Origin of the sequence: Pseudomonas sp. BW16M2 (genome assembly GCF_014268865.1) — a bacterium.
Taxonomy (GTDB): Bacteria; Pseudomonadota; Gammaproteobacteria; order Pseudomonadales; family Pseudomonadaceae; genus Aquipseudomonas; species Aquipseudomonas peradeniyensis.
Genome location: NZ_JABWRI010000022.1, coordinates 23,092 through 34,905 on the forward strand (window position 1 = coordinate 23,092; position 11,814 = coordinate 34,905).

11 protein-coding genes are annotated in these 11,814 nt (G+C 63.9%); 8 read left to right on the top strand and 3 right to left on the bottom strand.

Translation table 11 applies throughout. The annotated features are described in order from the left end of the window. Positions 1-31 precede the first annotated feature (31 nt). Entirely contained in the window at positions 32-529 is a 498-nt protein-coding gene (locus HU735_RS18695; RefSeq protein WP_186714714.1) for a PaaI family thioesterase, read from the bottom strand. A 203-nt stretch (positions 530-732) separates the two neighbouring features. On the opposite strand from HU735_RS18695, the gene HU735_RS18700 reads away from it, so the two are divergent. Continuing rightward, complete coding sequence (locus tag HU735_RS18700) at positions 733-1,983, top strand: aspartate aminotransferase family protein (RefSeq protein WP_186714715.1); 1,251 nt, start codon at positions 733-735, stop codon at positions 1,981-1,983. A 3-nt stretch (positions 1,984-1,986) separates the two neighbouring features. On the opposite strand, the gene HU735_RS18705 is transcribed toward HU735_RS18700, so the two are convergent. Then, complete coding sequence (locus tag HU735_RS18705; protein WP_050706483.1) at positions 1,987-2,289, bottom strand: hypothetical protein; 303 nt, start codon at positions 2,287-2,289, stop codon at positions 1,987-1,989. A 200-nt stretch (positions 2,290-2,489) separates the two neighbouring features. On the opposite strand from HU735_RS18705, the gene HU735_RS18710 reads away from it, so the two are divergent. After that, complete coding sequence (locus HU735_RS18710) at positions 2,490-2,918, top strand: hypothetical protein (RefSeq protein ID WP_186714716.1); 429 nt, start codon at positions 2,490-2,492, stop codon at positions 2,916-2,918. A 68-nt stretch (positions 2,919-2,986) separates the two neighbouring features. Further along, positions 2,987-5,101 carry an elongation factor G gene (fusA, locus tag HU735_RS18715; RefSeq protein ID WP_186714717.1) on the top strand — a complete coding sequence of 705 codons (2,115 nt, stop codon included), beginning with the start codon at positions 2,987-2,989 and terminating at the stop codon, positions 5,099-5,101. 90 nt (positions 5,102-5,191) lie between these two features. Here fusA and HU735_RS18720 read toward each other — a convergent pair whose 3' ends face one another. Beyond that, a complete protein-coding gene (locus tag HU735_RS18720) occupies positions 5,192-6,634 on the bottom strand; it encodes a SulP family inorganic anion transporter (protein ID WP_186714718.1) in 1,443 nt (480 codons plus the stop codon). 142 nt (positions 6,635-6,776) lie between these two features. On the opposite strand from HU735_RS18720, the gene HU735_RS18725 reads away from it, so the two are divergent. The 5 genes from HU735_RS18725 (at position 6,777) to HU735_RS18745 (ending at position 11,770) form a co-directional block, all read left to right on the top strand. Continuing rightward, positions 6,777-7,541: a secretin N-terminal domain-containing protein gene (locus HU735_RS18725; RefSeq protein WP_177330852.1), complete on the top strand. Its 765-nt coding sequence runs from the start codon at positions 6,777-6,779 to the stop codon at positions 7,539-7,541. Between the two features lie 494 nt (positions 7,542-8,035). Next, on the top strand, positions 8,036-9,361 hold the full coding sequence (aceA, locus tag HU735_RS18730) for an isocitrate lyase (RefSeq protein WP_050706488.1): 1,326 nt from the start codon (positions 8,036-8,038) through the stop codon (positions 9,359-9,361). A gap of 263 nt (positions 9,362-9,624) precedes the next feature. Next, positions 9,625-10,287: a lysoplasmalogenase gene (locus HU735_RS18735; protein ID WP_186714719.1), complete on the top strand. Its 663-nt coding sequence runs from the start codon at positions 9,625-9,627 to the stop codon at positions 10,285-10,287. A gap of 382 nt (positions 10,288-10,669) precedes the next feature. After that, the gene (locus tag HU735_RS18740) at positions 10,670-11,083 is read left to right on the top strand and encodes an NADH-quinone oxidoreductase subunit A (RefSeq protein WP_028692461.1); all 414 of its coding nucleotides are present in this window, start codon (positions 10,670-10,672) and stop codon (positions 11,081-11,083) included. A 9-nt stretch (positions 11,084-11,092) separates the two neighbouring features. Beyond that, positions 11,093-11,770 (top strand): NADH-quinone oxidoreductase subunit B, encoded by a 678-nt coding sequence (locus tag HU735_RS18745; RefSeq protein WP_008096180.1) that lies wholly within the window; start codon positions 11,093-11,095, stop codon positions 11,768-11,770. Positions 11,771-11,814: the final 44 nt, after the last annotated feature.

Genomic DNA, 11,814 nt, shown 5'->3' on the forward strand with positions numbered 1-11,814 from the left:
CAATGCCAGCCCCTACCAACCGGTGCAAGGTTCAGGCGTTGCCGTGGGCCTGGCGCTTGAGCTTCTCGGTATCGACCCGTACGAACACTGAATCGGCGGTAACGGTCAGCACATCCCCAGCCCAGACTTCGCAGATCACCCGGCTCTTGCGCCCCACTTCGCCCTCGACCCGCGCCTTGAGCAGCAGCTCGACACCCATCGGGGTGGGCTTGAGGTAGGTCAGGCTGAGCTGGCCGGTAACGCAGTCGATACGCGGCAGGCTACCGGGCTCGCGGCCTTCGGCGCGGTAGTGGTGGGCCATGGCGGTCCAGTTGGAGTGGCAATCGACCAGCATGGCCAGCAGGCCGCCGTAGACCAGGCCGGGCCAGCCGATGAAGGTCGGGTCGGGGGAATGACGGCACAGCAGGTGGACGCCGTCGTCATCCCAGTGACTCTGCACATGCAGGCCGCTGGGGTGGGAGCATCCGCAGCCATAGCAGGTGCCATCAGGGGCGGCGAGTTGCTGCAGGGAAAGGGTTTGCTCGGTCATACGCGTCCTTGGCTTGTTGGAATTGGGAAGGAGGCTGACTGCCGATGGTAGCGCCCTGCCCGCTCCACGCCAATGAGCATGGCCCGGAGGACAGCCATCAAGTTCAGGAGGAAAACGAATGACGCCAATCGAATAATTCGTTTGCGGGATATATCCCAGCCACGCTTGGATACGACCTGACTCGAACAACAGGCCGCGTGCAGATGAATCAGGAAAGTATCAGCCAGTCCATCGCCATCGTTCACCCGATCACCCTTTCCCACGGCCGCAACGCCGAAGTCTGGGACACCGCCGGCAAGCGCTACATCGACTTCGTCGGCGGCATCGGCGTGCTCAACCTGGGCCATTGCAACCCGGCGGTGGTCGAGGCCATCCAGCAGCAGGCCGCGCGCCTGACCCACTACGCCTTCAACGCCGCGCCCCACGGTCCGTACCTGGAACTGATGGAGCGCCTGAGCCAATTCGTCCCGGTCAGCTACCCGCTGGCGGGCATGCTGACCAACAGCGGCGCGGAAGCAGCGGAGAACGCCCTCAAGGTCGCCCGCGGCGCCACCGGCAAACGGGCCATCGTCGCCTTCGACGGTGGTTTTCACGGCCGCACCCTGGCCACCCTCAACCTCAACGGCAAGGTCGCCCCGTACAAGCAGCGCGTGGGCGAACTGCCCGGCCCGGTCTATCACCTGCCCTACCCCAGCGCGGACACCGGCGTGAGCTGCGAGCAGGCGCTCAAGGCCATGGAGCGCCTGTTCAGCGTGGAACTGGCGGTGGAGGACGTGGCCGCGTTCATCTTCGAGCCGGTGCAGGGCGAAGGCGGCTTCCTCGCCCTCGACCCGGCCTTCGCCCAGGCCCTGCGCCGGTTCTGCGACGAGCACGGGATCCTGATCATCATCGACGAAATCCAGTCCGGCTTCGGCCGCACCGGCCAGCGCTTCGCCTTCCCCCGGCTGGGCATCGAGCCGGACCTGTTGCTGCTGGCCAAGAGCATCGCTGGCGGCATGCCGCTGGGCGCGGTGGTCGGGCGGCGAGCGATCATGGACGCGCTGCCCAAGGGCGGGCTGGGCGGGACCTACTCGGGCAATCCGATCGCCTGCGCGGCGGCACTGGCGAGCCTGGCGCAGATGACCGACGCCAATATCGCCACCTGGGGCGAACGGCAGGAACAGGCCATCGTGGCGCGCCATGCACGCTGGAAAGCGTCGGGAGGGTGCGCCGCGCTCGGGCGCCTGACCGGCACCGGGGCCATGCGTGGGCTGGAGCTGGTCAACCCGGACGGCAGCCCGGCACCGGCGCAACTGGCCAAGGTGCTGGAGGCGGCGCGCGGCAGAGGCCTGCTGCTGATGCCCAGCGGCAAGGCGCGGCATATCATCCGCCTGCTGGCACCGCTGACCATTGAACCCGAGGTGCTCGAGGAAGGCCTGGATATCCTCGAGCAGTGCCTGATGGAGCTGGGCTGAGGGTTACAGGCCCAGCTCTTCGGGGGTGGGCATGTCGCATTCGAAGGCGATCCAGCCGCCTTCGAGCTCGGCGTGGCCGTTGACGATCGGGCCGTAGTAGCTCAGGCCGTTCTCCAAGGTGACGCAGATGTGCGTGGCGCCTTTTTCCGGCGCCCCGAGCGTACCGACGAAATGCACCTTCTTCAGCACCTCGGTCACCGCCTCAAGGCCCACGCGCATGTTGGTGTTCTCCGAGGCCTCGGTGTCGCCCCCACGGTCTTCGGCGCTGATGGTCACGGTGGCGGTGTAGGGGTACTTGTTGCTCAAGCGGGGTTACCTCGGTTTTGAAGGGTTGGATTGCTGGCGCGTAGAGTACGGCAGGCGTTCCCGGTTGTCTCTACCGACCTCATCGCGGGGCTAGCCCGCTCCCACGTCGACATCCTGAAGAGGGGCATCGAGCATGGCCTCCCCTGCCCCGATCTGTTAGGGTGCCCGCCGATGCACGCCACACCACGCGAGGATACCGAGTGAGCGCCGAACAACCCCTGATCGCCGACCTGTTCGAGGTCGACAAACGCCTGACCCTCAAGCCCGTCGTGGACTTCAACGCCTACCTGCGCAACGCTTTCGGCGACGGCCCCTGCCGCTGCCACCGCTGCGTCGAGGGCAATGGCGACGAGAACGGCTACGAGCACCGTCACAGCTTCGAGCTGGAAGGCCGCACACTGCACCGGCGCTTCGCCAGCACCGCCGGCAGCGACGTGCTGATGGCGCTGAAGAAGGCCTGGCTGTCCTACACCAAGGCCGAGCTGATCACCGTCGGCGCCCTGGACATGGCCATCCTCAAGTCGTTCACCGATACCGCCCTGCACGAACGCCTGCTGGCCCTGCTGCCGGCCAGCGGCCTGGCCCGCGAAAGCGAAGGCCAGTGGCAGTTGCAGGTGCTCGCCGACTGACGGTCGCCCCGGCAGGATTCTCCCGCTCTGCTACCTTGGGAGAATCCTCACCCACAGGTGATCCGACCATGGCCCGCACGACCCCCATCGAGCTGTACCGCAACATCGGTATCGTTGCCCACGTGGATGCCGGCAAGACCACCACCACCGAGCGGATCCTGTTCTACACTGGGGTCAACCACAAGATGGGCGAGGTGCACGACGGCGCCGCGACCATGGACTGGATGGCCCAGGAGCAGGAGCGCGGCATCACCATCACCTCGGCGGCCACCACGGCCTTCTGGCAAGGCTCGACCAAGCAGTTCGAGCACAAGTACCGCTTCAACATCATCGACACCCCCGGCCACGTCGACTTCACCATCGAGGTCGAGCGCTCGCTGCGCGTGCTCGATGGCGCGGTGGTGGTGTTCAGCGGCGCCGACGGCGTCGAGCCGCAGTCCGAGACTGTATGGCGCCAGGCCAACAAGTATCATGTGCCGCGCCTGGCCTACATCAACAAGATGGACCGCCAGGGCGCCGACTTCCTGCGGGTGGTGAAACAGATCGACCAGCGCCTGGGCCACCATCCGGTGCCGATCCAGCTGGCCATCGGCAGCGAGGAAAACTTCATCGGCCAGATCGACCTGGTGAAGATGAAGGCCATCTACTGGAACGACGCCGACCAGGGCACCAGCTATCGCGAAGAAGCGATCCCCGCCGAGCTGCAGGCCCTGGCCGACGAATGGCGCGCCCACATGATCGAGGCGGCGGCGGATGCCAGCGAAGCGCTGACCCTGAAGTTCCTCGAAGGCGAGGAATTCACCACCGAGGAAATCAAGGCCGCCCTGCGCCAGCGCACCATCGCCAACGAGATCGTGCCGACCATCCTCGGCTCGTCGTTCAAGAACAAGGGCGTGCCGCTGATGCTCGACGCGGTGATCGACTACCTGCCCGCCCCCAGCGAGATCCCGGCGATCAAGGGCACCGACCCGGACGACGAGGAAAAACACCTGGAGCGCCACGCCGATGACAAGGAACCGTTCTCGGCCCTGGCCTTCAAGATCGCCACCGACCCGTTCGTCGGCACCCTCACCTTCGCCCGGGTGTATTCCGGCGTGCTCAGTTCAGGCAACGCCGTGCTCAATTCGGTCAAGGGCAAGAAGGAACGCATCGGCCGCATGGTGCAGATGCACGCCAACCAGCGCGCCGAGATCAAGGATGTGTGCGCCGGCGACATCGCCGCGCTGATCGGCATGAAGGACGTCACCACCGGCGACACCCTGTGCGACATGGACAAGCCGATCATCCTCGAACGCATGGACTTCCCCGACCCGGTGATCTCGGTAGCGGTGGAACCCAAGACCAAGGGCGACCAGGAGAAGATGGGCATCGCCCTGGGCAAGCTGGCCCAGGAGGACCCATCGTTCCGGGTCAAGACCGACGAGGAAACCGGCCAGACCATCATCTCCGGCATGGGCGAGCTGCACCTGGACATCATCGTCGACCGCATGCGCCGCGAGTTCAACGTCGAGGCCAACATCGGCAAGCCGCAGGTGGCCTACCGCGAGAAGATCCGCAACACCTGCGAGATCGAAGGCCGCTTCGTCCGCCAGTCCGGTGGCCGTGGCCAGTACGGGCATTGCTGGATCCGCTTCGCCCCGGGCGACGAGGGCAAGGAAGGCCTTGAGTTCATCAACGAGGTCGTCGGTGGCGTGGTGCCACGCGAGTACATCCCGGCGATCCAGAAAGGCATCGAGGAGCAGATGAAGAACGGCGTGCTCGCCGGCTATCCGCTGATCAACCTAAAGGCGGCGGTGTACGACGGCTCGTACCACGATGTCGACTCCAACGAGATGGCCTACAAGATCGCCGCTTCGATGGCCACCAAGCAGTTGTCGCAGAAAGGCGGCGCGGTGCTGCTGGAGCCGGTGATGAAGGTCGAGGTGGTGACCCCCGAGGAGTACCAGGGCGATATCCTCGGCGACCTGAGCCGGCGCCGGGGGATGATCCAGGACGGCGACGAGACCCCGGCCGGCAAGGTGATCCGCGCCGAGGTGCCGCTGGGCGAGATGTTCGGCTACGCCACCTCGATGCGCTCGATGACCCAGGGGCGGGCCAGTTTCTCGATGGAGTTCACCCGCTATGCCGAAGCACCGGCGAGCATCGCCGATGCCATCGTGAAGAAGAATCGCGGGGAGTCCTGAAACCATCGCGGGGCAAGCCCGCTCCCTCGCAATGCCCGTGGCTGCTGCGTGGGAGCGGCGGTGCGCCGCTGCGACTTGCCCCGCGATGAATCAGTGCTGCTCACCCGCCCGCTTGAGCAGCTTCTTGCAGCGCTCCGACAGATGCACCACCCGCAACTGCTTGCCGGCCTTGGCATACCGCTCGCGCAAGGTCTGCAACGCAGCTATCGCCGAATAATCGACAAAGCTCAAATGCTGACAATCCAAGGTCACCCTGGCCGGATCATTGGCCGGATCGAACTGGTTGAGAAACGGCGTGGTCGAGGCGAAGAACAGCGTGCCATGCACCTGGTAATGCTTGGTCCCCTCGGCGTCCACATGATTGTCGGCGTACAGCTCCCGCGCATGCTGCCAGGCGAAGTTGACTGCGGCGATGACGATGCCGAACAGCACCGCCGTGGCCAGGTCGGTGAACACCGTGACCACGGTCACCGCGATGATCGCCAGCACATCGCTCACCGGTACCTTGTGCAGCACCCGCAGCGAGGCCCAGGCGAAGGTCTGCTGCGCCACCACGAACATCACCCCCACCAGCGCGGCCAGCGGAATGCGCTCGATCAGCGGCGACAGGAACAAGATGAACAGCAGGATCATCACCCCGGCCACCACGCCCGACAGGCGTCCACGGCCATTGGAACTGAGGTTGATCACGGTCTGGCCGATCATCGCGCAGCCGCCCATGCCGCCACACAGCCCCGAGACCATGTTGGCCGCGCCCAGGGCCACGCACTCGCGGTCCGGATAGCCGCGGCTCTCGGTGATCTCGTCGGTGAGGTTGAGGGTCAGCAGGGTTTCCAGCAGGCCGACCATGGCCATCAGGAATGCATAAGGCGCGATGATCTTCAGGGTCTCGAGGTTCCAGGGTACCTCCGGCAGGGCCAGGTGCGGCAAACCGCCGGCGATATGGGCCATGTCGCCGAGGGTGCGGGTCGGCAGGCCGAGCAGGTAGACCAGCAGGCCGACACCGAGGATCGCCACCAGCGCCGGCGGCACCGCACGGGTCAGCTTCGGCAGGACGTAGACCACCAGCATGGTCAACGCCACCAGGCCGATCATCAGGCACAGGGGCGTCCCGCTGAGCCAGTGCTCGCCATCCTTGAAGTGCTCCAGTTGGGCCAGGGCGATGACGATGGCCAGGCCGTTGACGAAGCCGAGCATCACCGGGTAAGGCACCAGGCGCACCAGCTTGCCCAGGCGCAACGCGCCGAACAGGATCATCACCACCCCGCCGAGCAGCACCGTGGCCAGCAGGTACTGGGCGCCGTGCTGCACCACCAGGGCGACGATCACCACCGCCATGGAGCCGGCGGCGCCGGAGATCATGCCGGGACGGCCGCCGAACAAGGCAGTCAGGGTGCAGATGATGAAGGCGCCGTACAGCCCCATCAACGGGTTGAGGTGCGCCACCAGGGCGAAAGCGATGCACTCCGGCACCAGGGCGAAGGAAGTGGTGAGGCCGGCAAGCAGGTCGGCACGAAGTCGGGCGGGTTTCATGGAGGTCCTGTAAACAACCTCAAGCTCCTACGCTGTGGAGACTTGGGTAATGAGCCTGAAAATCGAGGGCGCGATGGTACGGAATTTGTCTGACAGCAGCCACCGTCAATCCGCACGGCAAGTTGCACGCAAATTTGCCATCATGTCCATTCCACCCGCGGAGATCATGGACATGCCGCTACGCCCCCTGCTCGCCTCCCTGCTGCTGGCCGCCAGCCTCACCGCCCAGGCCGCCACCGAGGTCATCCCCCTGCAACACCGCAGCAGCGCCGAACTGCTACCCGCCGCCCAGTCGTTCCTGGGCAAGGACGGCAGCGTCAGCACCTTCGAGGACAAGCTGATCGTCAACGCCAGCCAGGAACGCATCGACGACCTGCGCGCCCTGCTGCAACAGCTCGACACCGCGCCCAAACGCCTGCTGATCAGCGTCGACAACAACGACAGCAACTTCCAGGACAACCGCGGCAACGCCCGCGTGATCCGCTACGGCACCGCCAACCGCGAAGGCGGCATGCAGCAGGTGCAGGCCAGCGACGGTCAGCCAGCACTGATCCAGGTGGGCCAGAGCATCCCCGTCACCAGCACCGCCACCGACGGTTACGGGCGCATCCAGAGCAACACCGAATACCGCAATGTGACCCAGGGCTTCTACGTCACGCCACGCCTGAGCGGCGACACGGTTCGTCTGCAAATCAGCACCAATAATGATCGAATGAGCCAGGAACGTGCCGATGTAGTGAAAGTGCAAAGCACCGACACGACCGTCACCGGCAAGCTCGGCGAGTGGATCACCCTGGCCGGGTTCAACCAGCAGAGCCAATCCGAACGCAGCGCGTCAAGCCTCAGTTACAGCACCCAGCGCGGTGAAAACATGACGTTGCGGGTCAAAGTCGACCTTCTCGACTGAACCCAGGCAATTCAAGGCCTCGACCAAAGGCCTTGAAACTGACCGCCAAGTCGTATTAGACCAAGGATGTAGTAAGCCGAAAAAAGCACTACAAAACATTTGACAGGCTCTTTTCGGCAAGGGCATGATGGCCTCGCTCCCGCTAATCAGAGGCCCTGGCAAGGGTCTTCGAGGTGCGCTCCTCCCACCGTGGAGGCACCTCGTGTCCATACGGCCCACAAGGCGGTTCGACGGGATTGCGACTGCAACGAAGAAGTTGTCCCGAGGGACGGAAGCGCATCACCGCAGTTCTGGCAATCGCGTCGCACCGCAGCAAGGCAACCACGAGCCGACCTGCAGGGCACACCTTCGCCTGGCCTGCACACCCCTTCCCCTTCGAGCCTCCTGCGTTCGCCGCCGCACTCCCCCGGACAGGACAGCCGCCTGGCTTCTGATCCGCGTATCCGAGCATCAGCACAATTACACTCAAGATCGATGCGACGAGGTTTATTTCCATGGCACTGACACGCGAACAGCAAATTGCAGCCCTCGAGAAAGACTGGGCCGAAAACCCGCGCTGGAAAGGCGTGACCCGTACCTACACCGCCGCTGATGTCGTTCGCCTGCGTGGCTCGCTGCAGCCAGAGCACACCTTTGCTCGCCAAGGCGCAGAAAAACTGTGGAAGCTGGTCACCGAAGGTGCCCACCCGTCCTTCCGCCCAGAAAAAGATTTCGTCAACTGCATGGGCGCCCTGACCGGTGGCCAGGCAGTGCAGCAGGTAAAAGCCGGCATCCAGGCCATCTACCTGTCCGGCTGGCAGGTTGCCGCCGACAACAACTCGGCCGAGTCGATGTACCCCGACCAGTCGCTGTACCCGGTCGACTCGGTACCGACCGTGGTCAAGCGCATCAACAACGCCTTCCGTCGCGCCGACCAGATCCAGTGGAAAGCCGGCAAGAACCCGGGCGACGATGGCTACATCGACTACTTCGCACCGATCGTGGCTGACGCCGAAGCCGGTTTCGGCGGCGTGCTGAACGCCTACGAGCTGATGAAGAACATGATCGAAGCGGGCGCCGCCGGCGTGCACTTCGAAGACCAGCTGGCCTCGGTGAAGAAATGCGGCCACATGGGCGGCAAGGTCCTGGTACCGACCCAGGAAGCCGTACAGAAGCTGGTGGCCGCGCGCCTGGCCGCCGACGTCTCGGGCGTGCCGACCATCATCCTGGCCCGTACCGACGCCAACGCCGCCGACCTGCTGACCAGCGACTGCGACCCGTACGACCAGCCGTTCGTGATCGGCGAGCGTACCCGTGAAGGCTTCTACAAGGTGCGCGCCGGCCTCGACCAGGCCATCGCCCGCGGCCTGGCCTACGCCCCGTACGCCGACCTGATCTGGTGCGAAACCGCCAAGCCGGACCTGGAAGAAGCCCGTCGCTTCGCCGAGGCGATCAAGAAGGAATACCCGGACCAGATCCTGTCGTACAACTGCTCGCCTTCCTTCAACTGGAAGAAGAACCTGGACGACGCCACCATCGCCAAGTTCCAGCGCGAGCTGTCGGCCATGGGCTACAAGCACCAGTTCATCACCCTGGCCGGCATCCACAACATGTGGCACGGCATGTTCAACCTGGCGCACGACTACGCCCGCAACGACATGACCGCCTACGTGAAGCTGCAGGAGCAGGAATTCGCCGACGCGAGCAAAGGCTACACCTTCGTGGCGCACCAGCAGGAAGTCGGTACTGGCTACTTCGACGACATGACCACCGTGATCCAGGGTGGCGCTTCGTCGGTGACCGCTCTGACCGGTTCGACCGAGGAAGAGCAGTTCCACTGAGTGCGGTGAGCTGTTGAGCAAGGCCCGGGATTCGCGAGGATTCCGGGCCTTGTTCATTTTCAGGCCAAGCGCCATCCCCTGTAGGAGCGGCCTTGTGTCGCGAAAGGGCTGCGCAGCAGCCCCGGCGATTTTGCATGATGTAGAGATCGCGGGGCCGCTTCGCGCCCCTTTCGCGGCACAAGGCCGCTCCTACAGGGATCGCGCCGCCAGCAAAACTGCAGATCAGGTCTAAGCTTGTGGCTACCCCACAGCAAGGACTGCCCATGCCCCGCCCTGGCCACCTGCTCACCCTCGCCGTCGCAGCCGCCGCCTTCTATCTATATGCGCTGGCCAGCGACAATGCCCTGCTCGGCCTGCTGGTCAAACCCATTCCGGTGCTCGCCCTGATTGCCTGGCTGACCACCCTCCCCGCCACACCCTATCGCCGCTGGATCATCCTCGGCCTGGCCTTCTCGGTGTTCGGCGACATTCTCCTGGCGATCCCCCGCGACTTGTTCGTGTTCGGCCTTGGGGCGTTTCTCTGCGCGCACCTGGCCTACCTGCGCGGCTATTGCAGCCTCACGCGACGCCCGGCCTACCCGGCCCTGGCCTTCGCCGTGCTGATAGGCGGTTCGCTGTTCGGCCTGCTCGCCGGCCATGGCCTGGGCCCACTGCTGATCCCGGTGGCCCTGTACGCCCTGACCATCGGCGCCATGCTCTGGCGCGCCTTGGCCTGCGGCGGACTGGCCGCGCTGGGCGCCTGCGCTTTCGTGTTCTCCGACAGCGTCATCGGCATCGACCGCTTCGTCAGCCCATTCGCCGCCGCCGAGTACCTGATCATCCTTTTCTACTGGCTCGGCCAGTGGCTGATCGCCGCGTCGGTCAGCCGCGACGCAAGCGACAAAGTATTGATCCAGAGCGGTACGCACAGTGCCGGAAGCTGCTAGAACGAGAGTTTTTCGCATTTGCAAGAGGGGGCGCTCGGCAGATGAACTTTGCAAGGGCCAGAACAGCTAAAACATTACAGCTCAGGTTAAATGATATTAATTATCATTACGCAACTAGCCCGTCATTACGCGGGGTAAGAAACATAATTAACAAATCCGCGCGCAATGCCCGAAACTCAAGGGTTTCAGCCAGTTACGAAAGATTTTTGTTCTTAAACCTACGAATAAATTTGCAACGGAAATTTTACTTGCACTGGGTTTACCCATAAAATCAGCGCGATTGATTCAGCTGCGACATTTGGTCACTGCGTCTGCGACACCACGTCGCCGCTCTACTTTATTTCAGACTGCAGAGCTGGGTCTCTGTATAAGGATTTCTAGCATGTCCGATTCGGCAGGACTCATCGCCCACAACTGGGGCTTTGCCATCTTCCTCCTGGGTGTCGTCGGCCTGTGTGCCTTCATGCTCGGCCTGTCCAGCCTGCTCGGTAGCAAGGCCTGGGGTCGCGCCAAGAACGAACCCTTCGAATCCGGCATGCTGCCCGTCGGCAGCGCCCGCCTGCGCCTGTCCGCCAAATTCTATCTGGTCGCGATGTTGTTCGTGATCTTCGATATCGAAGCCCTCTTCCTGTATGCATGGTCTGTGTCCGTCCGCGAAAGCGGCTGGACCGGATTCGTCGAAGCTCTCATTTTCATAGCAATTCTGTTGGCAGGTCTTGTCTACCTATGGCGCGTCGGGGCGCTCGATTGGGCTCCCGAAGGTCGCCGCAAGCGGCAAGCGAAGCTGAAACAATGAGGCTTTGGCATGCAATACAATCTCACCAGAATCGATCCGGACGCACCCAACGAGCAGTATCCGGTCGGTGAGCGGGAAACCGTCACCGATCAACTGCTGGAAGACCAGGTCCACAAGAACATCTACATGGGGAAACTCGAAGATGTGCTGCGTGGCGCGGTCAACTGGGGTCGCAAGAACTCCCTCTGGCCGTACAACTTCGGCCTTTCCTGCTGCTACGTGGAAATGACCACGGCCTTCACGGCGCCCCACGACATCGCCCGCTTCGGCGCCGAAGTCATCCGGGCCTCGCCGCGTCAGGCCGACTTCATGGTCATCGCCGGTACCTGCTTCGTCAAAATGGCGCCGATCATCCAGCGCCTGTACGAGCAGATGCTCGAGCCCAAGTGGGTCATCTCCATGGGTTCGTGCGCCAACTCCGGCGGCATGTACGACATCTACTCGGTCGTTCAGGGGGTCGACAAGTTCCTCCCCGTGGACGTCTATGTGCCTGGCTGCCCGCCGCGCCCCGAGGCATTCCTGCAAGGCCTGATGCTGCTGCAGGAGTCGATCGGCCAAGAACGACGCCCGCTTTCCTGGGTGGTTGGTGATCAAGGCATCTACCGTGCCGAGATGCCCGCCCAGAAAGACCTGCGTCGCGAACAGCGCATTGCGGTAACCAACCTGCGCAGCCCCGACGAAGTCTGATCCAGCGACCTGCCGCCCGCTCCCGAAGGAGCCGGCGGCCTGGC